Annotated in this window: 22 protein-coding genes and 1 pseudogene; 11 read left to right on the forward strand and 12 right to left on the reverse strand. The window is 60.3% G+C overall.

Annotated features, from left to right (window positions below; all coding sequences use genetic code 11):
• Window positions 1-13: 13 nt before the first annotated feature.
• A complete protein-coding gene (locus tag ACA044_RS04765; RefSeq protein WP_497445368.1) occupies window positions 14-817 on the reverse strand; it encodes a SirB1 family protein in 804 nt (267 codons plus the stop codon).
• Between the two features lie 183 nt (window positions 818-1,000).
• Between ACA044_RS04765 and ACA044_RS04770 the strand changes: the two genes are divergently transcribed.
• From ACA044_RS04770 to ACA044_RS04785, 4 genes are all read left to right on the forward strand, one after another.
• A complete protein-coding gene (locus ACA044_RS04770; RefSeq protein ID WP_429424261.1) occupies window positions 1,001-2,020 on the forward strand; it encodes a Glu/Leu/Phe/Val dehydrogenase family protein in 1,020 nt (339 codons plus the stop codon).
• A gap of 132 nt (window positions 2,021-2,152) precedes the next feature.
• A complete protein-coding gene (gene pdhA / locus ACA044_RS04775; protein WP_497445369.1) occupies window positions 2,153-3,247 on the forward strand; it encodes a pyruvate dehydrogenase (acetyl-transferring) E1 component subunit alpha in 1,095 nt (364 codons plus the stop codon).
• A complete protein-coding gene (locus ACA044_RS04780; protein WP_497445370.1) occupies window positions 3,240-4,229 on the forward strand; it encodes an alpha-ketoacid dehydrogenase subunit beta in 990 nt (329 codons plus the stop codon). Before pdhA ends, ACA044_RS04780 begins: the two co-directional genes overlap by 8 nt.
• Window positions 4,230-4,257: 28 nt before the next feature.
• The gene (locus ACA044_RS04785) at window positions 4,258-5,367 is read left to right on the forward strand and encodes a dihydrolipoamide acetyltransferase family protein (RefSeq protein ID WP_497445371.1); all 1,110 of its coding nucleotides are present in this window, start codon (window positions 4,258-4,260) and stop codon (window positions 5,365-5,367) included.
• 165 nt (window positions 5,368-5,532) lie between these two features.
• Here ACA044_RS04785 and ACA044_RS04790 read toward each other — a convergent pair.
• Window positions 5,533-5,772 (reverse strand): annotated as a pseudogene (locus tag ACA044_RS04790) (YebG family protein); the annotation flags it as partial.
• A gap of 335 nt (window positions 5,773-6,107) precedes the next feature.
• Between ACA044_RS04790 and ACA044_RS04795 the strand changes: the two are divergent.
• Window positions 6,108-6,608, forward strand: coding sequence for a phosphate-starvation-inducible protein PsiE (locus tag ACA044_RS04795; RefSeq protein WP_367374226.1), 501 nt, complete (start codon window positions 6,108-6,110; stop codon window positions 6,606-6,608).
• On the opposite strand, the gene ACA044_RS04800 is transcribed toward ACA044_RS04795, so the two are convergent.
• The 3 genes from ACA044_RS04800 to ACA044_RS04810 form a co-directional block, all read right to left on the reverse strand.
• The gene (locus ACA044_RS04800; RefSeq protein WP_497445372.1) at window positions 6,605-6,922 is read right to left on the reverse strand and encodes a DUF3509 domain-containing protein; all 318 of its coding nucleotides are present in this window, start codon (window positions 6,920-6,922) and stop codon (window positions 6,605-6,607) included. The two genes, ACA044_RS04795 and ACA044_RS04800, sit on opposite strands and share 4 nt — an antisense overlap.
• Window positions 6,923-7,132: 210 nt before the next feature.
• The gene (locus ACA044_RS04805) at window positions 7,133-8,434 is read right to left on the reverse strand and encodes a serine/threonine transporter (protein ID WP_497445373.1); all 1,302 of its coding nucleotides are present in this window, start codon (window positions 8,432-8,434) and stop codon (window positions 7,133-7,135) included.
• Window positions 8,435-8,493: 59 nt separating this feature from the next.
• On the reverse strand, window positions 8,494-9,870 hold the full coding sequence (locus tag ACA044_RS04810) for an L-serine ammonia-lyase (protein WP_497445374.1): 1,377 nt from the start codon (window positions 9,868-9,870) through the stop codon (window positions 8,494-8,496).
• Window positions 9,871-10,005: 135 nt separating this feature from the next.
• Between ACA044_RS04810 and ACA044_RS04815 the strand changes: the two genes are divergently transcribed.
• On the forward strand, window positions 10,006-10,959 hold the full coding sequence (locus ACA044_RS04815; protein ID WP_497445375.1) for a LysR substrate-binding domain-containing protein: 954 nt from the start codon (window positions 10,006-10,008) through the stop codon (window positions 10,957-10,959).
• 203 nt (window positions 10,960-11,162) lie between these two features.
• Window positions 11,163-11,570 carry an HPF/RaiA family ribosome-associated protein gene (locus tag ACA044_RS04820; protein ID WP_497445376.1) on the forward strand — a complete coding sequence of 136 codons (408 nt, stop codon included), beginning with the start codon at window positions 11,163-11,165 and terminating at the stop codon, window positions 11,568-11,570.
• 245 nt (window positions 11,571-11,815) lie between these two features.
• Here the strand turns inward: ACA044_RS04820 and fecA are convergent, their stop codons facing one another.
• The 3 genes from fecA to ACA044_RS04835 form a co-directional block, all read right to left on the reverse strand.
• A complete protein-coding gene (gene fecA, locus ACA044_RS04825) occupies window positions 11,816-14,158 on the reverse strand; it encodes a TonB-dependent Fe(3+) dicitrate receptor FecA (RefSeq protein ID WP_497445377.1) in 2,343 nt (780 codons plus the stop codon).
• A 266-nt stretch (window positions 14,159-14,424) separates the two neighbouring features.
• On the reverse strand, window positions 14,425-15,363 hold the full coding sequence (locus ACA044_RS04830; RefSeq protein ID WP_497445378.1) for a FecR domain-containing protein: 939 nt from the start codon (window positions 15,361-15,363) through the stop codon (window positions 14,425-14,427).
• Window positions 15,360-15,848, reverse strand: coding sequence for a sigma-70 family RNA polymerase sigma factor (locus ACA044_RS04835; protein ID WP_497445379.1), 489 nt, complete (start codon window positions 15,846-15,848; stop codon window positions 15,360-15,362). Before ACA044_RS04835 ends, ACA044_RS04830 begins: the two co-directional genes overlap by 4 nt.
• 199 nt (window positions 15,849-16,047) lie before the next feature.
• On the opposite strand from ACA044_RS04835, the gene ACA044_RS04840 reads away from it, so the two are divergent.
• From ACA044_RS04840 to ACA044_RS04850, 3 genes are all read left to right on the forward strand, one after another.
• Window positions 16,048-16,620 carry an RNA polymerase sigma factor gene (locus tag ACA044_RS04840; protein ID WP_497445380.1) on the forward strand — a complete coding sequence of 191 codons (573 nt, stop codon included), beginning with the start codon at window positions 16,048-16,050 and terminating at the stop codon, window positions 16,618-16,620.
• Window positions 16,617-17,606, forward strand: a complete 990-nt coding sequence (locus tag ACA044_RS04845; protein WP_497445381.1) for a FecR family protein — start codon at window positions 16,617-16,619, stop codon at window positions 17,604-17,606. Before ACA044_RS04840 ends, ACA044_RS04845 begins: the two co-directional genes overlap by 4 nt.
• A 216-nt stretch (window positions 17,607-17,822) precedes the next feature.
• Window positions 17,823-20,252: a TonB-dependent siderophore receptor gene (locus ACA044_RS04850; protein ID WP_497445382.1), complete on the forward strand. Its 2,430-nt coding sequence runs from the start codon at window positions 17,823-17,825 to the stop codon at window positions 20,250-20,252.
• A 127-nt stretch (window positions 20,253-20,379) separates the two neighbouring features.
• Here ACA044_RS04850 and ACA044_RS04855 read toward each other — a convergent pair whose 3' ends face one another.
• Entirely contained in the window at window positions 20,380-21,255 is an 876-nt protein-coding gene (locus ACA044_RS04855; protein ID WP_497445383.1) for a helix-turn-helix domain-containing protein, read from the reverse strand.
• Between the two features lie 283 nt (window positions 21,256-21,538).
• On the opposite strand from ACA044_RS04855, the gene ACA044_RS04860 reads away from it, so the two are divergent.
• Window positions 21,539-22,441, forward strand: a complete 903-nt coding sequence (locus ACA044_RS04860) for a DMT family transporter (protein ID WP_497445384.1) — start codon at window positions 21,539-21,541, stop codon at window positions 22,439-22,441.
• Between the two features lie 28 nt (window positions 22,442-22,469).
• Here ACA044_RS04860 and ACA044_RS04865 read toward each other — a convergent pair whose 3' ends face one another.
• From ACA044_RS04865 to ACA044_RS04875, 3 genes are all read right to left on the reverse strand, one after another.
• The gene (locus ACA044_RS04865) at window positions 22,470-22,979 is read right to left on the reverse strand and encodes a DUF2165 family protein (protein ID WP_497445385.1); all 510 of its coding nucleotides are present in this window, start codon (window positions 22,977-22,979) and stop codon (window positions 22,470-22,472) included.
• Between the two features lie 138 nt (window positions 22,980-23,117).
• A complete protein-coding gene (locus ACA044_RS04870; protein WP_497445386.1) occupies window positions 23,118-24,092 on the reverse strand; it encodes a 2-hydroxyacid dehydrogenase in 975 nt (324 codons plus the stop codon).
• 268 nt (window positions 24,093-24,360) lie between these two features.
• Entirely contained in the window at window positions 24,361-24,738 is a 378-nt protein-coding gene (locus ACA044_RS04875) for a DUF6124 family protein (RefSeq protein WP_497445387.1), read from the reverse strand.
• Window positions 24,739-24,932 lie beyond the last annotated feature (194 nt).

The raw sequence follows: 24,932 nt of genomic DNA on the forward strand, positions 1-24,932 counted from the left end.
AGCCTGGCTCCTGTTAATGCACAACCGAATTGGGCGGCAAATGCCCCAGCCGTTCGGTCAGGCGAATCCGCTGGATCGGGTCGTCACAGAGCAGCAGCGCATGCTCCAGATCAAAGCGCTCGGCATTCGGGCAGTCCAGTCGTTGATAGAGGCTGGCCCGGGCCAGGTAGTCGGAGGTGCTGGCGTTGCCCAGTTCCAGCACGCGCTCGGCGTCGACCAGGGCGTCGATGTAGTCATCGTTCGAAAGGTGCAACTGGCGCAGGTTGCGCGACAGCCGTTGCAGCATCTGCGCAGGTTCGGCGGTTTGCAGATGCTCGGCGCTGAGCTGCATGTTCGGGCCGTACTGGCGTTGCAGCAGTTCGCGGCAATCATTGGGGTACAGCCGCCGCCCGCCGCACGGGTCGAGCAGGTGATCGGCGCCTTGCACCCGCAGCAGGAAATGCCCGGGGAAGTTGACCCCGACCATGGGAATCTCCAGCCTTCTGGCCAGCTCCAGCGCAATCAGGCCCAGCGCCAGCGGCTGGCCCCGCCGACGCTCCAGCACTTTATTGAGTAACGCCACTTGCGGGCGCAAGGGCGTGGAGTCGTCCTGAGCGAACCCCAGGTCATTCATGCGCCGCAACAATGGTTGGGCCAATTCACTCACCGGCAGCATCGGCAACCCGTAGCTGACCCGCTGTTGCAGGTCCTTGAAGTCCACCAGCACGGTCTCGGGGTTCAGCTCTTTGTCGTGTTCGGCGGCGATCCACAGCGCCGCCTCGAACAGCGCGGGCGGTGATCGTTGCAGGCAGTCGAAAAAACGTTGGCGCGGGGTCATCAAAATCTCCGGGGAATGCCTCGTTTTAGCCCCGTAACAGGCTTTCGTCCAGTGCTGCACACAGGCGGTAACAGGTTATGTCCGAAAGCGTTCAAAGCGGCGCCGCTTATTCCGGTGCGCTTCTGCAATTTTTGTGCGCAAGCCTATACTGGCGACTACAAGAAGTGATTCGGGAGCCCTACGATGTTCGCTCTCATGCAAAGCACTCGCCTTGAATCGCTGCACCTGAGCGTCGATCCGGTCACCGGGTTGAAGGCGGTGATTGCCATCCATAACAGCCGTCTGGGACCTGCCCTGGGCGGGTGTCGTTACCTTGCATACCCCAGCGATGAATCCGCGATCGAGGATGCTGTGCGCCTTGCCCAAGGCATGAGTTACAAGGCGGCCCTGGCCGGCCTGGCTCAGGGCGGTGGCGTTGCGGTGATTCTTCGCCCGGCCCATGTGGAAAACCGCGCCGCGCTATTTGAAGCCTTCGGGCGCTGCATTAACGAACTCGACGGTCGCTACATCACCGCCATCGACGCCGGCACCTCGGTGGCGGACATGGATTGCATCGCCCAGCAAACCCAATTCGTCACCAGTACCACCGCCGCGGGCGACCCTGCACCGCACGCCGCCATGGGCGTATTTGCCGGCATTCGCAGCACTGCCATGGCCCGCTTGGGCAGCGATAATCTCGAAGGACTGCGCATAGCCATTCAAGGCCTGGGCAATGTCGGTTATGCCTTGGCCGAACAGCTACATGCGGCCGGTGCCGAGTTGCTGGTCAGCGACATCGATCACGGCAAAGTGCAGCTGGCCATGGAGCAGTTGGGTGCTCATCCGATCGCCAACGATGCGCTGCTCAGCACACCGTGCGACATACTCGCGCCCTGCGGCCTGGGCGGTGTGCTTAACAGCAACAGTGTGTCGCAACTGCGCTGCGCGGCGGTCGCAGGTTCTGCAAACAACCAATTGATCCATCTGGAAATCGCCGATCAGCTAGAGCGCCGGGGCATTCTGTATGCGCCCGATTACGTGATCAATGCCGGCGGGCTGATCTACGTGTCGCTCAAACACCGCGGGGAAGAGCTGACGACCATCACCGCGCACCTGTCGAAAATCAGTTCACGGCTGACCGAAGTCTTCGCCCATGCCCAGGCGGAAAAGCGTTCCCCGGCCCGGGTGGCGGATGAGTTGGCGGAGAAAGTGCTGTACCGGTGATGCTGTACGAGTGAAAAGTTTGAACCGATGAAGGAGTGAGGGCCTATCCAGCCCACTTGCTCCCCAAGCCCTGCGCCACAAGTGTCGGGCCTGACCATTGCACGCCGACCCCGCGTGCCAGGAGCCCTTTTGATGCTTCACAAGGTTGAGCTGCCTTACACCCGTTTTTTATCCCCCGATGGCCAGTTGCTCGGCGATCTTCCCCCTTGGGCCGACGACTTCAATCTGCTGACGCGCCTGTATCGGCAGATGGTCCTGACCCGCCTTTTCGATCAGAAAGCTGTCGCCCTGCAACGCACTGGACGCATCGGCACCTACGCGCCGACCTTGGGCCAGGAAGCCATTGGCGTCGCGGTCGGCAGCCTGATGCACGCCGAAGACGTACTGATCCCGTATTACCGCGACACCGCCGTGCAGTTGATGCGCGGCGTGCGCATGGAAGAAATTCTGCTGTATTGGGGCGGCGATGAGCGTGGCAGCGACTTTGCCGACCCGGCGGTCGCTCAGGATTTCCCGATCTGTGTGCCGATTGCCACCCAGGCCCTGCATGCCTGCGGCGTCGCCAGTGCATTCAAAATCCGTGGCGAGCATCGGGTCGCCGTCACCACTTGCGGCGACGGGGGAACCAGCAAAGGTGACTTCCTCGAGGCCCTCAATGTTGCCGGTGCCTGGCAGTTGCCGGTGGTGTTCGTGGTCAACAACAACCAATGGGCGATCTCGGTACCGCGACGAATCCAGTGTGGCGCCCCGACCCTGGCGCAGAAAGCCATTGGCGCCGGGTTCCACGGCGAGCAAGTCGACGGCAATGACATGCTCGCCGTTTACGACCGCGTGCAAGCAGCCCTCGAACGGGCGCGCCACGGTAAAGGGCCGGTATTGCTCGAATGCCTGAGCTATCGCCTCGGCGATCACACCACCGCCGACGATGCCACGCGCTACCGGTCGGCGGACGAGGTCAAGCAGGCCTGGCTCGAGGAACCGATCAAACGCCTGCAACGCTTCATGGCCGGGCAAGGCGTGTGGGACGAGGGCCGCGAACAGGCACTGATCAGCGAATGCCAAGGCTTGGTGCAGGGGGCTGTGGATAACTTCGAGGCGGCGGGCCTGCAGGCACCGGAATCGGTGATTGATCATGTCTACGCCCAGTGGCCGCAAGCCCTGGCCGAGCAGCGCGAAGAGTTTCTGGAACGGGTGGCACGCCGGACGGGAGGTTCGGGCCATGAGTAACGGTAAGGTGACGCTGCTGGAAGCGGTGAATCTGGCGTTGCATCGGGCCATGAGTGAAGACGAAAACGTCATCGTCCTCGGTGAAGATGTCGGGGTGAACGGTGGCGTGTTCCGCGCCACGCTGGGCTTGCGCGACAGCTTTGGCTTCAAGCGAGTGATCGATACACCGCTGGCCGAAACCATGCTCGGCGGGCTGGTGGTGGGCATGGCGGCCCAGGGCCTGAAACCGGTGGTGGAAATTCAGTTCATGGGGTTCATTTACGCCACCATGGAGCATCTGGTGTCCCACGCCAGCCGCATGCGCAACCGCACGCGAGGGCGGATCACCTGCCCGATGGTGCTGCGCTCGCCGATGGGTGCAGGGATTCGCGCGCCGGAGCATCACAGCGAAAGCACCGAAGCGCTGTTCGCACACATTCCGGGGTTGCGGGTGGTGATCCCGTCCTCGCCGGCCCGAGCCTATGGCTTGTTGCTTGCGGCCATCGACGACCCGGACCCGGTGATATTTCTCGAACCCACCCGGCTCTATCGAATGAATCCGCAACCGCTGCTGGATGACGGCAAACGTCTGCCGCTGGACAGCTGTTTCACCCTGCGCGAAGGCAGCGACATCACCCTGATCAGTTGGGGCGCCAGCGTGATGGAAACCCTGCAGGCCGCGATGAAACTGGCGGAGCAGGGCGTCTCGGCGGAAGTGATCGATGTCGCCAGTATCAAACCGCTGGATCTCGACACGATGGAAGCCTCGGTGCGCAAGACCGGTCGCTGCGTGATCGTGCATGAGGCGCCGCGCTCCTGCGGGGTTGGCGCGGAAATCGCCGCGAGCCTTTACGAACGGGTGTTGGTGGAATTACAGGCACCGATCCAGCGAGTCACCGCGCCAGACATCCCGCCGCCGCTGTATCGACTGGAATCGCTGTACATGCCCAGCGTCGAAGACATTCTTCACGCCTGCGACACCGTACTGCTGCACCACCCCTGAAGAGACGCCTGAGGCCGAGGAGGTTGCGATGAAATATTTCAAACTGCCGGATCTGGGCGAAGGCTTGCAGGAGGCGGAAATCGTCCGCTGGCACGTCAAGGTTGGCGATACCGTCAAGGCCGACCAACTGCTGGTGTCGGTGGAAACCGCCAAGGCGCTGGTGGACATTCCCGTGCCCTACGACGGCGTGGTGGCGAAAACGTTCGGTGGAGAGGGCGACATCCTTCACGTTGGCGAACCCCTGCTCGGTTACGAAGGCGAAGCGGATGCGGGTACTGTGGTCGGGCGGCTCGAAGGCGGCGGTAGCAGTCAGGAGGATGCATTTTTCATCGGCGCTGCGCCTTCGACTCGTGAGCACCTGGCCAACCGTGCCATGCCGGCCGTGCGTCAACTGGCTCGGCAGCTTGGTGTTGAGCTGAGCGCATTGGTCGGCTCCGGCCAGGACGGCCTAATTACCCGCAGCGACGTAGAAAACGCGGCCCAGACGGAACGTGAGCGTTTCGGTGGCGAGAAGCTGCGGGGCGTGCGACGCAGCATGGCGCTGAACATGGCCAGGTCCCATGCCGAAGTAGTGCCGGTGACGATTTTCGGCGACGCCGACCTGCATCGCTGGGGACAGGCGCGAGAACCGCTGATTCGTCTGGCCAAGGCCATGGCGGCGGCCTGCACGGTGGAACCGGTGCTCAACAGCGCCTTCGAGGGTATAACCCTGTCGCTCAAACAACACGAACGGCTCGACCTGGGCATTGCCGTGGACACCCCGGACGGCTTGTTCGTGCCGGTGTTGCGCGATGTCGGCAATCGTACGTCAGCGGAGTTGAAAGAGGGCGTCATGCGCCTGCGGGCCGATGTGCAGGCGCGCTCGATTCCGCCTCAGGAAATGATGGGCGCGACCCTGACCCTGTCAAACTTCGGCACTTTGTTCGGCCGCTACGCCAACCCGGTGGTGGTGCCGCCGCAAGTGGCGATCCTCGCCGCCGGGGCGATCCGCGATGAGCCGGTGGCGGTCGAGGGCGTGGTGGTGGTGCATCCAATCCTGCCGTTGTCCCTGACCTTCGATCACCGCGTGGTCACCGGCGGCGAGGCAGCGCGGTTCTTCAAGGCTCTGGTCGAAGCGCTGGAACAACCTGAGGCCTAGGTTTTCCACAGGCATGAAAAAGGCCCTGAGCCATTTGACTCAGGGCCTATTCAATTCGGGTGTTGCTTACTTTGGCGTCTTGGCGGCTTTGACTGGCTTGGTGGGCTCAGTTCCCGCCTCTTCAACAGGTGCAGCCTTTTCAGTGACTTCAACCGGCACATTCAGCAGTTCGGACAGTGCGTCCGGCTGGCTCTTGAATGCCTTGGCGAACACATCACGGTTCTTCGCCATGTAGATCCCGGCTTCTTCCACTTGCTGTTCGGTCAGGGACGGAACGGCTTTTTGCAACACTTCAGCCAGCAATTCGGCCAGTTCGAGCATTTTGTCATGACGGTCAGCTTCGGCTTTATCCATGAACAAGCGCTCCAGATCTCGGCTGCTGCGGTATACCACTTCGACGGCCATTCACCACCTCACATGCCTTCACATTAGTTGTCTGTTTCGACCACTGTATCTATATACAGCGCAAAGGATAAGCGAATCCCTGCGCTTTGGGTAGTGGCTTTTTAATGTAGACCGGATTCAGGGTTTGTCAGGTGAACCGTGTCGTCCCCATTCGCGAGCAAGCCCGCTCCCACAGGTTTGGTGTTGACTGGGAGAGGTGCGACCAAACGCCACGGAGCGAGTTTTAAAGCACCTCGCCATCATGTGGCAGGCAACCTCTGGCCTTTTTTCTGCATGCAGAAACCGTCACGTCCAACCCGCATCATCCGCTCGAACCGAGCTAAGGAATAATCATCGTGAAAATCAACTGGGCCGAGAACCTGCGGCAGAACGTGCACCAACTGGCCGAGTCCCTGGGCAACCTGTTCGTCGAGACGTTCCACTACCTGGCGCTGTTCGCCATCGGTGCGGTGACTGCCTGGGCGGCGGTCATGGAGTTTCTCGGGATGCTGGAACAGGGGCACATCAAGATCGATGACATCTTGCTGCTGTTCATCTACCTGGAACTGGGGGCGATGGTCGGGATTTACTTCAAGACCAACCACATGCCGGTGCGCTTCCTGATCTACGTGGCGATCACAGCCCTGACACGGCTGCTGATCTCCAATGTCTCGCACCACAATCCGCCGGACCTTGGGATCATCTACCTGTGCGGCGGGATTCTGCTGCTGGCGTTTGCGATTCTGGTGGTGCGTTACGCCTCGTCGCAATTTCCTTCGGTGAAGATCGAACACCCGCAGCGCAAGATCGGTGCGGGTTCCGGTGAGCACCCGGAAGTGGAGAAGGGCGAGCTTTAAAGCCCCATTGAAGGTCGGGACCGGGATTTGATCGGTGGCGGCGGCAGGTTACGGTTGTCGCCATCGGTCATGGCTTCGAGGATGGCCACGGCGCTGTGGCCCTGTTCGATGGCAATGCCGAACTGAATGCTTTGCACCAGGCGTTTGAGGCGCTTGGGGTCATTGCGCTGTTCGGCGCTGATCATCCGTTTGGCCACCACGCGGCCACTTTTGGAGAGGGTCAGCATAATGCTGCCGTCCAGACCCTGAATGCTCAGGTTGATTTGAAAATCCGGTGCAAAGGCATCGGTAATGAGCTGAAAAGGGTTGTCCATGATGCGTCACCGCCTGATTGAACGTGCAGTTGTTGACGGCCGTGATCGGGATTAGTTCGCAACACCAGACCACCGGCCTTCCATGTTCATGTGCTTTCATCCGTGCCGCGTAAGGGATAAAGCAAGGGGCATGCCGGGAAAACTGTCGGACAATGGATACGGCAAAAAAACGGCGGGCACCCTGGCCCGCCTTCTTTTTGCCTGCCCGTTTCAGGGCATGAATGAGTAGATGATCGCAGACAGTGCAATCAAACCGATCAACACCACGAACACGTTCGAGGCCTGGCCCGAGTACTGGCGTAAGGCTGGCACGCGGCGGATGGCGTACATCGGCATCAGGAACAACAGGCACGCGATGATCGGCCCGCCGAGGGTTTCGATCATGCCCAGAATGCTCGGATTGAAGGTCGCCACGGCCCAGCAACTGAGGATCATGAACAGCGCAGTGATGCGGTTCAGCCAACGGGCGGACATGACCCGACCACGGCCACGCAGGCTTTTCACTATCAGGCCCTGAAAGCCTTCACTGGCGCCAATGTAATGGCCGAGGAAAGATTTGGTGATTGCCACCAGTGCAATCAACGGCGCGGCATAAGCGATGACCGGCGTCTGGAAGTGGTTGGCCAGGTACGACAGGATCGAAATGTTCTGCGCTTTTGCAGCGGCCAAATCAGCCGGGGACAACGCCAACACGCAGCTGAAGCAGAAGAACATCACCGTGACGACCATCATGGCGTGAGCGATCGCGAGAATGCCGCTGCTTTTGCGTTCGGCTTGCTCGCCATAGCGCTGTTTTTGATCGACGGCGAAGGCGGAGATGATCGGTGAATGGTTGAACGAGAACACCATCACCGGAATCGCCAGCCACAAGGTCTTGAAGAACAACGGCAGCGGCATGCCTTCACTGGCGGTGGCGAAGAACGTGCCATTCCAGTTCGGGATCAGGCTGATGCCGAGTAGTAGCAATGCCGCGACGAACGGATAAACCAGCACGCTCATGCATTTGACGATGACGCCTTGGCCGCAACGGACGATCGCCATCAGGCCGAGAATCAGCCCCAGCGACAGAATCGCCCGAGGTGGCGGCGTCATGTGCAACTGGTGCTCCATGAGGCTGCTCAGGGTGTTGGTCAGCGCCACGCTGTACACCAGCAGAATCGGGAAGATCGCGAAGAAATACAGCAGCGTGATCAGCTTGCCGGCGCCGATGCCGAAGTGTTCTTCCACCACTTCAGTGATGTCCCCGGAGCGTCCGGACAATACGAAACGCGTCAGGCCTCGGTGGGCGAAGAAGGTCATCGGAAAGGCCAGTATCGCCAGGAGCAGCAGCGGCCAGAAACCACCGACGCCAGCGTTGATCGGCAGGAACAACGTGCCGGCACCAATCGCCGTGCCATAGAGGCCAAGCATCCAGGTGGTGTCGTGTTTACTCCAGCCTTTGTGGGTTATTTCGCTATTACGTGTCAGGTCTACAGCGGGATTATCGGCAGCAGGTGTACGTATATCGGTCATCGGTATCGCCTCGTTATTGTTCTTGCTCGGGCTCACGCGAAACGGTCAGGAAATGTTCGTCAACACTCCACCCAGCTCACCGCCAGGCCGCCCCGTGAAGTTTCTTTGTATTTGTCATGCATGTCGGCGCCGGTATCGCGCATGGTGCGGATCACCCGGTCCAGGGAAATGAAGTGTTTGCCGTCGCCGCGCAGGGCCATTTGCGTGGCGTTGATCGCTTTCACCGCGGCAATCGCGTTGCGCTCGATGCACGGCACTTGCACCAGCCCGCCGACCGGGTCGCAGGTCAGGCCCAGATTGTGTTCCAGGCCGATTTCGGCGGCGTTTTCCAGTTGCTCGGGGGTGGCGCCGAGCACGTCGGCCAAACCGGCGGCGGCCATCGCGCAGGCGGAACCGACTTCGCCCTGACAGCCGACTTCGGCGCCGGAGATCGAGGCGTTTTTCTTGCAGAGAATGCCTACGGCGGCAGCGCCCAAAAAGAACGCCACGACGTCATCGTCCGACGCGTCCGGGTTGAATTTCATGTAGTAGTGCAGCACGGCGGGAATGATCCCCGCCGCCCCGTTTGTAGGCGCGGTGACCATCCGTCCGCCGGCCGCGTTTTCTTCGTTCACGGCGAGGGCGAACAGGTTGACCCACTCCATGGCCGAGAGGGTGGAGCTGATGACATTCGGTTTGCCAATTTCCAACAGGCTGCGGTGCAATTTCGCGGCGCGGCGCGGAACATTCAGGCCGCCGGGCAGGATGCCTTCGTGACGCAAACCTTGCTCGACGCATTCACGCATCACCGACCAGATGTGCAGCAACCCCTGGCGGATCTCGGCGTCACTGCGCCAGACCCGTTCGTTGGCCATCATCAGCTCGGAAACCCGCAGACCGTGCTGGTTGCAGAGCTTGAGCAATTCGGCGGCGCTGGAGAAATCGTAGGGCAACACCACGTCGCTGGCCGGCGCAATGCCGGATTCGGCTTCGGCCGCTTCGATGATGAAACCACCACCGACCGAGTAGTACGTTTGCTCCGATAATTCACCGGTTTCGCCGAAGGCTGTCAGGGACATGGCGTTGGGGTGGTAGGGCAGACTTTCGTCAAGCAGCAGCAGATCGCGCTTCCAGTTGAAGGCAATCGTCATTTTGCCAGCCAGGGACAGTTCGCCGGTTTCGAGCAAGCGCTGGATTCGCTGGTCGATCGAGTTCGGATCAATGCTGTCCGGCCATTCGCCCATCAGGCCCATGACACAGGCGCGGTCAGTGACATGGCCGACGCCGGTGGCCGAAAGCGACCCATAGAGTCGGATTTCTACCCGGCGCACATCACCCAATAGACCTTGGTCGGACAGGGACTGGGCGAAGGTCGCGGCGGCACGCATCGGGCCAACGGTGTGGGAACTGGACGGGCCGATGCCGACTTTGAAGAGATCGAAAACACTGATAGCCATGCTAAAGCCTTACAAGCAATGGAAGAGGAATCGCTGCCATGTTTTGTAGGACAAGCGCAATGTGGGCGATACTGCCTACCTCGGTCCTACGTGACCAACGAAATTTCCTAAGAAAGCCTTTAGCAGGACTAAACAATGAGTCGTCAATTGCACGCCCAGACTTACGTCTGGCTGCACGTGTTTTCCTGTGCCGCGCGGCACTTGTCGTTCACCCGGTGTGCCGAAGAACTGCACATCACGCCGGGGGCGGTCAGTCAGCAAATCCGACAACTGGAAGACCGGCTTGGGTTTCGACTTTTCCACCGCCGCGCTCGGGGCGTGGAGCTGAGCGCCGAAGGCCAGCGACTGGCCATCACGGTCAATGAGGCTTACGGCAGCATCGATGCGGAATTGCGACGACTGGATGCGGGAATGATCAGCGGGATTTTGCGCTTGCGTTCGATTCCGTCGTTCCTGAGCAAATGGCTGACCCCGCGTCTGCCGCGTTTGCAGCAGCGCTTTCCGGATATTCAGTTGCGGCTGGTGGCCGAGGACAGCAGCGTGCCATTGCATGAGGGTGACTTCGATTTGGCCATCGACCTCAATGACGGCAGTTATCCCGGATTGTTATCCACAGCCTTGCTCGACGAGCAGATTTTTCCTGTGTGTTCCCCGAGCCTGTTGCGCGGGCGCCCACCGCTGCATGGCCCGGCAGACCTGGTGCATTTTCCGTTGCTGCACGACATCACCGCCTGGCGTGGCAGTTACGAGTACGCGGAGTGGGAGTTCTACCTCAACGCCATCGGCTTCGAAGGGGCTGATGTGCGGCGCGGGCACACGTTCAATCGCAACCACCTGACCATCGAAGCGGCGACTGCCGGGATGGGCGTGGCGATTGCGCGGCGAACGCTGCTCAACGACGAACTGGAGCGCGGGACATTGATCGTGCCATTTGGCTTGGCGGTGCCGAATCACAAGCGTTACGTGCTGCTCTACGCACCGGGTGCGTTGAGTCATCCGGGCGTACGCGCGGTGCATGACTGGCTGGTGGAGGAGGCGGGGATATTTCGTGACCTGCATCCGCTGGGGGGCGGCAACGAGCCATTGTGATAACCGAGAGGGGCGACCCAACTCCCGACATTAACAGCGCTTTTGCCCGTTGTCCGGCTTTTTTTGCGAATGAATATTTATCTTTTTTTAGGGCTTGAAATGTTCGGCGCACACACCGATTGTGTAATCAGGAGGTCACGGTGATGACGCCCAAGGGCCAGCCGATGTGCCTCTCGCGAGCTAGCTGAAATAAGGGAAGAACTATGCAAATCCAAGTCAATAGCGATAACCATATTCAAAGCAGCATCCGACTGGAGGAGTGGGTACGTACTACCATTGAGAGCACGCTCGAACGTTATGAAGAGGACCTGACCCGCGTCGAGGTCCATCTGCGGGACGAGAACGGCGACAAGCCCGGTCCCCATGACATGCGCTGCCAGCTGGAAGCGCGGCCAAAAGGCCACCAGCCGATTTCTGTCACCCATAAAGCCGCTAACCTGGAACTGGCGATCGACGGAGCGGCCGAAAAACTCGAACATGCGCTTGAACATCTGTTTGGCAAACTGCGGGGCAAACCGCGCGCCGCTGTGGTGCCGTTCGATAGGCCTACTGCCGATGCGCTGTTGGAAGACGAGTTTCTCGAGAACGAACAGGCTGCACTCAACGGCTGAGGCCTGATTCACTTTTTACCTTCCCACTGAAAACGGGCCTGCATTGCAGGCCCGTTCTTGTTTCAGCGGTCACAGACCTCTGTGGCGAGGGAGCTTGCTCCCGCTGGGGTGCGAAGCGGCCCCCAAAACCATCCAGTGCGGTGTGTCAGGCAAATCTCGTCAGCAGGTTTTACGACTGCTTCGCAGCCGAGCGGGAGCAAGCTCCCTCGCCACAAAGTATCCGATCTCAGCCCCGGGGTCAGTCATCAAAACGCGACAGACGTCTGCACATACACCGTCCGTGGTTCCCCCACGTACTTGCCCTTGTTGTTGTCATCGAACGAGCGGGTGAAGTACTGGTGATTGAAGATGTTCTTCACCCCCACCGCCATATTCAGGTCCGACAGTTTCGGCCCGAAATCGTACGCCGCGCGGCTGCTGAACAGCATGTAACCCGGGATCCTGCCGGTACTGCCATCAGCGCTCTCGGCCGAAGTGTTGGCGTTGTCGGCGAACTGGTCGCTCTGGTAGCTGCTGTCCAGGTTCAGTTTCCACGCGCCTTCGGTATAACCGACTCCGACCGTGCCTTTATGTTTCGAGGAGAACGGTACGCGATTGCCTTTGTTCGGCCCGTCTTCGCGGATGGTCGCGTCAACGTAGGCATAAGTGGCGTACACATCGAAACCGGCCAGGGCCGGGCTCAAGTCGTCGAGGGCGTAGTTGACGCTGGTTTCGATGCCTTGATGACGTGTTTCGCCACGGGCGATCACCGAGTCGTTGGTTTGATTGCTTTCATACTGGTTGTCGAAGTTGATCAGGAACGCGCCAATCTCTGCGCGTAACGCGCCGTTGTCGTAACGGGTCCCCAGCTCCCAGGTGCGGGCCTTCTCCGGTTTGACTTCGCCGCTGGTCACCCGGTTAGGCATCTGGCTGTACTGCACGCTGCCGAACGAGCCTTCGGTGTTGGCGTAGAGGTTCCAGCTGTCGGTCAGGTGATAAAGCACGTTCAACGCTGGCAGGGCGGTGTTGTAGTCGCCTTTGTACTTCACGTTGGTCAGGTTGTTGGTCTGCTGCGACTCGATCATCTCGTAGCGGATGCCTGGCGTGATCGTCCACTTGCCGATATCGATCCGGTCATCGACGAAGAACGCATTGGCCTCGGTGCCGCCACGGGTATCGCGGTCGTTGCGGCTGTTGGTGGTCGGGTATTCGTTACTGGCGATCGGCGTGCGATAGCGCAGTTCGTGGCCGGCCTCATTGATATAGCGATAGCCGACGCCGACTTCATGGCTGGCCTGGCCGAGATCGAAGCCCTGGGCGAAACGGGTTTCCAGACCGCGTACCCAATACTCGCGGGGCGATAGCGAGAGGAACGTGCCCTGGTCCAGATAACCGCTGCGCAGGGTTTTGGTAAAGAAGGTGTTGGCAGTGAACTCGCGGCGATCTTCCTGATAGCGATAGCCGACGTTGAACATCGTGCGGCGGCCCCAGAACTGGTCTTTCGGGCGGGTCGACTGGTACGGGTCGGCATCGTAATCGGCGACGTTCAGCCCGCCGGGCATGTCCGCCTTGCCTTCGTAGTATTGGGCCATGGCGTTGAAGCTGTTGGCCTCGTCGAGCTGATATTTGCCCTTGAGGATCAGGTCGTCGATTTCGGTGTCGCTGTGTTCGCGCCAGTCACCGCCGCGGGTGCCCGAGTACAGAATCGCGCCGCCCAGACCGTTATCGGCCGTGCCGCCGGCCAGCAGGTTGCCGGTGGTTTTGAAGCCGTCGTGGCTGGACGACGGACTGGTTTCGGTCTGGAAGCCGCCCTTGACTGTTGGCTCATCAGGAATCGCCCGGGTCACGAAGTTGACCACACCGCCGACGTTCTGCGGACCGTAGCGCACCGCACCGCCGCCGCGCACCACGTCGACTGCGTCCATGTTGCCCATGCTGATCGGCGCGAACGAAAGCTGCGGCTGGCCATACGGTGCAAAAGGCACCGGAATGCCGTCCATCAACACCGTGGAGCGCGAGGCCAGCCGAGGATTGAGCCCGCGAATGCCGAAGTTCAGCGCCATGTCATGGCTGCCGGTGCCGTTGTTGTCTGGTGCGTTGCCCCCCGGAATGCGGTTGAGCACGTCCCTGGCCTGAGTCGCGCCCTGGCGTTCGAACTCCTCGCGACGGATCACGTCGCGAGCGCCGGGGTGTTCGAAGACGTTGGTCTGCGCCGCATCCCCGAGCCAGTCGCCGACCACTTTCGAGGTGTCCAGCTCCAGCGCGGCATCGCCCACTGGTTGCAGGCTGAAGGCATTATTGCCCTCGGCGCGGGCTTGCAGGCCGGTGCCTTCGAGCAAGGCGTTCAAGCCCTGCGAGGGGGTGTAATTGCCTTCCAGGCCTCGGCTCTGGATACCGCTGGTGACTTGCGAGCCAAAGGAAATCAGCACACCGGCTTCACGGCCAAACTGGTTGAGGGCGTTCTCCAGCGAGGACGGCGCGATTTGGTACGGCCTGGCGTCAGCGGCATGCACCAGAGGCAGGGCGCCGAAGCTCAGGCTGGCGCCCAGCAAGAGTTGGCGCGCAGTGCGGGCGAGTGGGGCCAGCGGGATAAGACGGGTGGATTGCATGGAGGGTCCTGAGAAGGTTGAATCAAGGGGGCTTTCCTTCTCTGTCACGCCAGATCTGAAAAACGGCTCACGCTGGATGAATATTTTTTCTGGGGTGACGCAGATTGGCTTTTGTGGCGAGGGAGCTTGCTCCCGCTGGGTTGCGAAGCAGCCCCCAAACTTGCCGCTGCGGTCTTTCATAAAGATTGCGTGCATCGGGTTACAACTGCTTCGCAGCGGAGCGGGAGCAAGCTCCCTCGCCACAGGTTATGTGTGTTGATCAAGATTCAGGCTCGTGCCTCAACGGTCACCCAATACCGCGTAAAACGCCTCACCTTCACCGGCAAACTGATTTCCAGAAAATCAAGAATCCGCTCGCTGTCGTCCAGTGGGTACGTGCCGGAGATCAACAGATCGGCGACATTCGCGGCGCAATTGAGCTGCCCGCGGCGATAGCGACCGAGTTCGTCGAGAAAATCCCCCAGGCGCATATGCGCGGCCACCAGCATGCCGTCGGCCCAGGCGCCACTGTTGGCGTCCAATGGCAGGGAATTGCCGATGCCGCGAGCACCGAAGCTCAACTGCCGGGCGGTTTGCAGCATCAGCGGTGCGCCGCCATCGGGCGTCAATTCGACGCTGCCTTCGAATACCGCCACATGAGTGTGATCGGAAAACTGCCGCACGTTCAGCCGGCCACCTTGGGTTTTCAACAGGCCTTGTGCGGTCTGTACTTGAAACGCTTGGGCGGCGGTCAGCAGTATCTCGCCTTCGAGCAAGCGGATCAGCCGTTGCTGACCTTCGACCCGCACATCGACCGCACTGGCAGTGTTGAGCTGCACTTGGCTGTCACCGCCGAGTGGCACTTTGCGTCGCTGGCCGATCGAGCTGCGGTAGTCGGCCAGCAATGGCGTCAATGGATTGTGCTCGCGCAGGCCCCAGGTGACCGCGCAACCCGCGCCGAGAATCAGCAACAGTTTCAACGCCTGACGACGGCCGGCGGACTCCGGCGCGTTGAGGGCGGCGTGGGCCAGCGGTGAGGACAATCCCCGCAAGCGTTGATTGACCCGCTGAATATGTTCCCAGGCCCGTCGATGTTCGCCATGGGCGTCGAGCCATTGCTGCCAGGCGATTTGCTGGCGCGGGCTCAACGGCCCTTGCTGGATTTCCATCCACCAGCGCACGGCCTGCTCGGCGACTTGAGAGGAAAAATCCCCAGGGCTGTTCATCGTGCGAAGTAGCAGCGCATCGCCGCTTTGTTCAGGTGGCGTTTGACCGTGGCGATGGAAATGCCCAGTTCGGCGGCAATCTGTGGATACGTCAAACCATCGAGTTGAGCCAGCAAAAAGGCGCGTTTGACCAAGCGCGGCAAGCCATCGAGCAACTGGTCGAGCTCCATCAGGGTTTGCACAATGATCGCCCGGTCTTCCTCCGACGGTGCGACGATTTCCGGCATCTGGGCCAGTGCGTCGAGGTAGGCGCGCTCCAGATCCTGACGGCGGTAATGATTGAACATTACGCGCTTGGCGATGGTGGTGAGGAACGCCCGCGGTTCGATGATCGGCGGCGTTTCCCGTGCCGTCAGCACTCGCATGAACGTGTCCTGAGCCAGATCCGCGGCGCTGTCAGGGCAGCCGAGCTTGCACCGCAACCAACCGGTGAGCCAGTTGTGATGGGTGTGATAAAGGACTTCGACGGTAGTGGCTGACGACAACGGAACCGCTCCGGACGCATGTTGATACATTAGAGAACAAGAATTGTTCGCATTGTAGGGGCGCGGACCTGCATCCGGCAATTGGCTGTTGGCGGTTATCTCATCGGACTCTTTTGCGTATGAGAATATTTATCATTAATATTGCTGACTTGTTGGTCCCGTGGCATTCACGAGGCCGTACCCGGTTTTCTCTGACCCGATGATCACCAGCCCTCCCGAATCCCATGACGCCGAGCACGATGAACATCGCGGCGCCCGTGCGCATTTTCTTCAAGTGTTTCTGTCCCAGCGTTCGCAGATGGAAGCGCTGGTGAGCCGTCGTGTCGGCTGTCGGGCGACGGCGGCGGATCTGGTGCAGGACTTGTTCCTGCGTTTCTGGCGCCGGCCGCTGGTGCAGGTCGAAGAGCTCAGTACTTACCTGTTGCGCTGCGCTGGCAACATCGCCATCGACCATCTGCGCAGTGAAGGTGCGCGGGTGCGGGTCAGCGAAGGCTGGATGCCGGAGCAACCGGACAGTCAGGGCAGCGAGCCGCAAGCGGCGCTGGAGGCGGGCAACGATCTGCGTCACGTCGAAGCGGCGTTGCGGGCATTGCCCGAGCGCACGCGGCAGATCTTTCTGCTCAACCGCATCCATGGCCGCAAGTACGCCGAGATCGCCAAGGCCATGGGCCTGTCCCAAAGCGCCGTGGAAAAACATATGATGCGCGCCCTCGAGGCTTGCAAGGCCAGCCTGCGGGAGCCCGAACCGCGCACGCCAGGGAAAGCACCGTGAACCACACCGAACGCGCCACGCCGACACCCGCTCAAGAACAAGCCGCCTTCGCCTGGCTGAGTCTGTTGCACGACCAGCCCGGCAGCGGCGATCAGCTCACGTTCAGTCGCTGGCTACAGGCCGATCCCGCCCACGCCGAGGCCTATGCCCAGGCGCAAGTGGTGTGGGAGTTGAGCGAAGGCCCGGCGCGGACCCTGGCCGATGAAGACGCTTTTGCCTTGCAGGGTTACCTCAATGCGATGAATCGTTCGCGCCGTACCAGCGTTCGGCGTTGGTCCGGCGCCTTGGCCATGGCAGCGTGTCTGGTGCTGATGATCAGCCTGGGGGCGGGCTGGCAGCCGTCGCGCTGGGTCGATGATTTGGGCGCGGACTATGTCTCGGCACCGGGAGAAATTCGCACCATCACCCTGGCGGATCAGTCGCAAGTCACCCTCGATGCCGACAGCGCCATCGCGGTGGATTTCAGTCGCGGCGAGCGGCACGTTCAGTTACGGCGCGGGGCCGGGTTTTTCAGCGTGACGCATACCGGCGAGCCGTTTGTGGTCGACGCTGAAAAGGGTCAGACGCGAGTGCTGGGCACGCAGTTCGAAGTGCGCTTGCAACCCCATGGCGCGCAGGTCACGGTGTTATCGGGGCGGGTCGGGGTAACGGCGGACAACAACGCCGCGCAGCAAATTCTGGGCGCCGGCCAGCAAGTCGCTTATGGCGACGGCTCGGCGGAAAAACTCCACACCGTCGACAGCGAAGCGCAGTTGGCCTGGCGTCAGGGGTGGCTCAATTACTACAAGGCGACACTGGCCGATGTGGTGCAGGATCTGCGGCGTTATTACCCGGGGCGCATTGTGTTGCTCAATGAGGAACTGGCGGCGCGGCGGGTCAGTGGCAGTTTTCCGAGCAAGGATCCGCAGGCGGTGTTGAGTTCGTTGCGGGGGGTGATGGGGTTTGAGCAGCACACCGTCATGGGGCAGTTGATTATTTTGCGTTGAAGCGTCTGGCCCCTTCGCGGGCAAGCCTCGCCCCTACATTGGATTGCTTGCTCCTGTAGGAGCGAGGCTTGCCCGCGAAGGCGCCAGATCAAACACCCCATCACTCCAATAAAAATATTTTCAACTTTCTGGTGAGGTAAACCCGATCGCCATCCGTGTAGTGACTGAAACTGCGAGTCATTCGCATCCGTAGCGGTTCTACACAGGTCATGAGCAATGAAGTCCAGGGCAAAATCGGGTTCGGTCAAACAATGGTTCGGTGCGTCTGCATTAAGCATCTCAGCGTTGGCATTGCTGCCGTTGAGCGTGGCATTGGCGGCTGAGGCCAGCAGTAACCAGCAGCGCACGCAGTTCAACTTTGCAATGGCCGCCAAACCGCTGCCCCAGGCCCTGAGCGACTTCAGCCGGATCACCGGCATCAGCGTGGTCTACACCGACGAAGCGCCTTACGGCATTACCGCTCCAGCGGTCAGCGGGCAGATGGGCGTCGAGCAGGCGCTGCAGCGTTTGCTCAGCGGTTCGGGCTTCACCTTCCGCCGCACCGATGCCCACACCCTGGCACTGGAACCCGTGCCCACCGAAGGCACGTTGAACCTGAGTGCGACCACCATCACGTCGGTGGCGGATCAATCCATGAGTTATCAGCCGCCGCCCACCAGCTCGGTGATGCGCTCGTCGGCCTTGCTCCAGGAAATTCCCCAGACCGTGAACGTGATCCCGGCCCAGGTCATTCGCGATCAGGCGCCGCGCAATCTGGATGATGCGCTGGCCAACGTCAGCGGCATCACCCAGGGCAACACGCTGGCGAGCACCCAGGATTCGGTGATGACCCGCGGCTTTGGCGACAACCGCAACGGCTCGATCATGCGCGACGGCATGCCGGTGATCCAGGGTCGTGGCCTGAATGCCACCGTCGAGCGGGTCGAAGTGCTTAAAGGCCCGGCCTCATTGCTCTACGGTATTCAGGACCCGGGCGGTGTGGTGAACATGGTCAGCAAGAAGCCCGAGCTTGAGCAATACAACGCGCTGACTCTGCGCGGCTCGACCTACGGCGATGGCAAGAATGGCAGTGGTGGCGCCTTCGACAGCACCGGCGCCCTCGGTGATTCCGGGCTGGCCTATCGCATGGTTCTGGACCACGAAGACGAAGATTACTGGCGCAACTTCGGCACCCACCGCGAGACGCTGGTGGCGCCGTCCCTGGCCTGGTTCGGTGAAAGCACCAAACTGCTGTTCTCCTATGAACACCGGGAATTTCTGACCCCGTTCGACCGTGGCACCGTGATCGATCCTCGCACCAACCACCCGTTGGACATCTCGCGCAATGAGCGCCTCGACGAGCCGTTCAACAACATGGAAGGTCGTTCGGACCTGTATCACTTCGAGGCCGATCACGAACTCAACGACAACTGGAAGGCCCACTTCGGCTACAGCTGGAACCGCGAAACCTATGACGCCAGTCAGGTACGCGTCACCGCCATCGACACCAACAAAGGCACGCTGACCCGCAGCATGGACGGCACTCAGAACGCCATCAGTACCGACCGTTTCACCACCGCCAGCCTTGAAGGCAAAGTCGATGCGCTGGGTATGCGGCACGACCTGGTGTTCGGCGTCGATGACGAATACCGCAAAATCTACCGCGAAGACCTGATCCGCCAGAAAAGCCTGAGCACCTTCAGCTACGTCAACCCGGTGTATGGCCGCGAAGTAGTGGGCACCACCGTCAGCCCGGCCGACAGTGCCCAGACTGATGAACTGCGCAGCGATTCGCTATTTTTGCAGGACTCGATCCACCTCACCGACCAGTGGATTCTGGTGGCCGGCGGGCGTTTCCAGGAATACGACCAGTACGCCGGCAAAGGCGTGCCGTTCAAGGCCAATACCGACAGCAACGGCCAGAAATGGGTACCGCGCGCCGGGCTGGTGTACCGCTACACCGACGCGCTTTCGTTCTACGGCAGCTACACCGAATCCTTCAAACCCAACTCGACCATCGCGCCGCTGAGCGGCAGCAGCACCGTGCTCGACGGCAGCGTTGCACCGGAAGAAGCCAAGTCCTGGGAAATCGGCGCCAAGCTCGATATTCCGGGGCGCGTGACCGGTAACGTCGCACTGTTCGACATCAAGAAACGCAACGTGCTGGTGGCCAACTCCGAGGGGCCAGTGACGATCTACAGCGCTGCCGGCGAAGTGCGTTCCCGTGGACTGGAAGTGGATTTGACCGGCCAGCTCAGTGACCGCTGGAGCATGATCGGCAGCTATGCCTACACCGATGCCGAGGTCACCGAAGACCCGGACTACAAAGGTAAAAAACTGCAAAACGTCGCCAAGAACACCGGCTCGCTGTCGGCGGTGTACGACTTCGGCAGCATTGTGGGTGGCGATCAGCTGCGAGTCGGTGCGGGTGCGCGTTATGTCGGTGAGCGAGCGGGTAACGCGGTGAACGATTTCGACCTGCCGAGCTACACCGTGGCTGATGCGTTCGCCACCTACGACACCAAGGTCGAAGGGCAGAAGGTCAAGTTCCAACTCAACGTGAAAAACCTGTTTGACCGCACCTACTACACCTCGGCGGCGAGCCGGTTCTTTGTGTCGATGGGGGATTCGCGGCAGGTGTCGCTTTCCAGCACCCTGGAGTTCTGACCAGAGACCGCGTCATCGTTCTTCGCGAGCAAGCCCGCTCCCACATTGGATCTGTGTCGTTCACAAATCCTCTGTGGGAGCGGGCTTGCTCGCGAAGGCGGCATCCCAGACATCGAACATCTCATCACTACCGCAAAAACGCCTGCCGATACTCGCCAGGCGTCCCACCCAAAGCCAGGCGAAACCGGTTGGTGAAATGGCTCGCACTGGCAAACCCACACGCCAACGCAATCTCCCCCAACGGCTGCGACGTCCCGCGTAACAACGCCCGCGCCCGGCTCAGTCGCCGGGCCAACACATACTGATGCGGTGGCAAACCGAAGCTCTCACGAAACATCCGCGCAAAGTGATATTCCGACAGCGCACACAACCCCGCCAACTGCCCGAGGCTGATCGCCTCGGCCAACTGATGATCGATGAACTCCACCAACTGCCGCCGCTGATGCGTCGCCAACCCACCCTTGAGGCGCAAACCCTGACGCATGCCGACCTGGCTGAGCAGCGTGTGGCTGAGCATCTCGTGGGCCAGGCTGCTGGTGAGCAGGCGTTCGCCCGGTTCGTCCCAGTTGAGGGCGATCAGCTGCCGAAAGCGCCGGGCCTGCTGCGGGTCTTCGAGGAACGTGCGCTCGCGCAACTGCAATTCCCGGGGTTCGCGATCCAATAGCGTGACGCAGCCAAGGGCAAATTGTTCAGCGCTGAAATACAGGTGGGCCAGGCGAATGTCGCCGTTGATCACCCAGCCGGACTGATGGTCGGCCGGCAGAATGCACAGCTTGTCCGGGCTGCCCTTGGTGCCGGGCTGGTCGCGGCGAAAGGTGCCAGTGCCGCCGGCGATGTAGCACGACAGGGTGTGATGACTCGGCGCTTCGTAGTCCTGGGCGTCGTGGTGGTTGTTCCACAAGGCTGCAGCCATGCCGTCACCGAGCTCGGCGCTGTGCTCCAGGCGAGCATTGGGCGAGCGGTTAAGCGCTTGAAAGACTTGTAAGGTTTCCAGTGCGGCCATGATCGGTTCTCTTCAACGCCTTGCATCCTACTCCGTAGACGTTGGCCTGCCAGCCTCTGCCACGACAAAAGCGCAAGTTTATGCAAGTGCGCCCACGATTGGCGCAGCACACTGGATCCCTAATCAGGCAATGCACTGTGGCGAGGGAGCATGCTCGCGCTTGAGTGCGCAGCGCTCACAAAACTGGCGAAATTTGCCAGGATTTGGGGCCGCTACGCAGCCCGGCGCGAGCAAGCTCGCTCGCCACAAAGTGAACAGCATTGCCCATCCCGGAGCTGTCGCCATGAACCTTTCGTTGTATTTATTGACCGTGCTGATCTGGGGCACCACCTGGATTGCCTTGAAATGGCAACTGGGCGTGGTAGCCATCCCGGTGTCGATCGTTTACCGCTTTGGCCTCGCCGCGTTGGTGCTGTTCGCGCTGTTGCTGCTCAGCCGGCGCCTGCAAGTGATGAACCGTCGCGGGCATCTGATTTGCCTGGCGCAGGGTTTGTGCCTGTTTTGCATCAACTTCATGTGCTTCCTCACCGCCAGCCAATGGATCCCCAGCGGTCTGGTGGCCGTGGTGTTTTCCACCGCCACCTTGTGGAACGCCTTCAATGCGCGGGTGTTCTTCGGCCAGAAAATTGCCCGTAACGTGCTGATGGGCGGCGCGTTGGGCTTGCTCGGACTTGGCCTGTTGTTCTGGCCCGAACTGGCCGGTCGTACCGCCAGCCCGGAAACCTTGCTCGGGTTGGCGCTGGCGTTGCTCGGAACCTTGTGTTTCTCGGCGGGCAACATGCTGTCGAGTCTGCAACAGAAGGCTGGCCTGAAACCCCTGACCACCAATGCCTGGGGCATGGCTTACGGCGCGGCGATGTTGTCGGTGTGGTGCCTGGTCAAAGGCATCCCGTTCGACATGGAGTGGAATGCCCGCTACATCGGGTCATTGCTGTACCTGGTGATTCCGGGCTCGGTGATCGGTTTCACCGCCTACCTGACGCTGGTCGGGCGCATGGGGCCGGAGCGGGCGGCGTATTGCACCGTGTTGTTCCCGGTGGTGGCGCTGAATGTGTCGGCGTTTGCCGAGGGTTATCAATGGACCGCGCCGGCACTGATGGGGTTGGTGCTGGTGATGCTGGGTAACGTGTTGGTGTTTCGTAAACCCAAGGCACCGATGGTGCAGGGGAACGGCAAACTGGCGTAAACAATATGGAGGTCGAGTGCAGTCACTACTAGCGCTCGACCTTCAGTGTCATATAAATCAATAGCGGCAAGATGAAATCAACAATGTGCCGTGCCCAGTCCTTGGCATTCCATATTTGTGATTCATCCATGTCGAACCATTCAACACCGACCACTTGTATGCATACGTAGTAGACAAATATGGCAATCAATAAACCAATGATCGAAAATTTTTTTGCCTCATGAAAGTCTTCAACTGAAGCATTGATGTTTCTATAGAGGTGATAGGTGCCCATCAAGAAATAAACGGTATACATCACTTCCAGGGTAATACTGACCCAGTAGATACGATGGTGGATCATTGGCGAGGTGATTGCCCGGTAGCGGATGTTCAAATTTTCGCGGGTGGTATCCATGCTCAGGATGTGGCTGATGTACTCATGGTTTGATGAGTAGTCGGTGATGTTGCTGTACATCACCAGCAGCCCGAAAAAACTGACGAAAGCCATCAGTATTACTTTGCTGTGTCTAATGACTTGGTTGGTTGTTAGTGAATTCAACGCGAGTGTTCTCCATGACTAAATTCCGCAATGGGATAAGTAGTGAAGAGTCTATAGTGCGTATCATTTTTTCGACGACGGACTGAATTGCAAAGTGTGTAAGTAGCGGGCAGGCGTTTAAACGCCTGCCCGTTTTGATCAGCCTTTCCACACTTGCGGGTTCACCAGATCCTGCGGCCGCTCACCCAGCAAGGCGCTGCGCAAGTTGGCCAAGGCGCGGTTGGCCATGGCTTCACGGGTATCGTGAGTCGCTGAACCGATGTGGGGCAATGTCACCGCGTTTTTCAGCTGGAACAGCGGCGACTCGGCCAGCGGTTCTTTCTCGTAGACGTCCAGCCCGGCGCCGCGAATACGGTTGTTTTGCAGCGCTTCAATCAGGGCCGGTTCGTCCACCACCGGGCCTCGCGCGATATTCACCAGAATGGCGCTCGGTTTCATCAGCGCCAGTTCGCGGTGGCTGATCAGGTGCCTGGTTTTTTCGCTGAGGGGCACCACCAGGCAGACGAAATCGGCTTCGGCCAACAGTTGGTCCAGGCTGCGCAACTGTGCGCCGAGTTCCTGTTCAAGTTCGGTCTTGCGGCTGTTGCCGCTGTAGATAATCGGCATGTTGAAGCCCAGCCGACCACGACGGGCGATGGCCGCGCCGATGTTGCCCATGCCGACGATGCCTAAGGTTTTGCCATGCACATCGCTACCGAAGAACGGCGCGCCGACGGTGGCTTGCCATTGGCCGGCCTTGGTCCAGGCGTCCAGCTCGGCGACGCGGCGGGCGCTGCTCATGAGCAGGGCGAAGGCCAGGTCGGCGGTGCTTTCGGTGAGTACGTCAGGGGTGTTGGTGAGCATGATCCCGCGTTCGTTGAAGTAGGCGAGGTCGTAGTTGTCATAGCCAACGGAGACGCTGGAGACCACTTCCAGTTTGCTGGCGTCTTCCAGTTGCGCGCGACCGAGTTTGCGACCGACGCCAATCAGGCCGTGGACGTGGGGCAGGGCTTCGTTGAATTGGGCGTTGATGTCGCCGTTTTTCGGGTTCGGCACGATCACGTCGAAGTCTTGTTGCAGGCGTTCGATCATGGGTGGAGTGATGCGGCTGAAGGCGAGGACGGTCTTTTTCATGGGAGGAGGGCTCGTCGGGCTTGGAGAATGCCAAGCACGCTAACATTCTTCCCGGACATTATGCGAGTGCTCGGATTGCCGGGTGAACGCCATCCAAAACTGTAGGAGCGAGGCTTGCCCGCGAAGGCGGCCTGACAGCCAACCAATCTCTTGCAGATGTACACGGTTCAACTGTGGGAGCGAGCCTGCTCGCGATGACGGCGTGTCAGGCGACATCCATGTTGAATGTGAGAAAGCCTTCGCGGGCAAGCCTCGCTCCTACAACGGGTCAGCTGTGTGGCGCGGGTTTTGGTACGCCGACGTTATCGAGCATCCGGTTCACCGCCAGCTCGGCCAGCATGACGATCTGCTGAATCGCCATCGCGGTATGTCGGTGTGGGCCTTCCAGGTATCCCGCAAAATCGCTGGCCATCACACTGGCCTGGGCCAATGATTCGCAGGTGTGGGCCAACAGGTCTTCATCTTTGATATCCGGCGCAACCATAAACATCGTGCTTGGCTTGCGGGCCACGGGGGATTTGAGGGCGGAGGGGTTGAGGTAGTGATTGAGCGCCCGTTCAGCGGCGTCGTTGAGCTTTTTGGAATCGAGGGATTCGTAGGGGGAAACGTCGTCGGTTTCAGGGGGATTTGGTGTTTCTTTAATCATGGCATTTACCTCTTTTGAGTTAAGGGGCTGCCATCTGTCGTTTTCCAGACGAAAGGGTGGCAGCTGTACGCGGACTGGAAAAACCGAGATAAAAGGTCAAAACCCGGCAGACCCGAAGGTCTCCCACGTACAGCCGCCATAACTCAGAACTGCGAGCAAAAAAATGCGCTGCAGTATGCCATGGGGCATGACTT

Source organism: Pseudomonas sp. LBUM1673 (genome assembly GCF_059695645.1).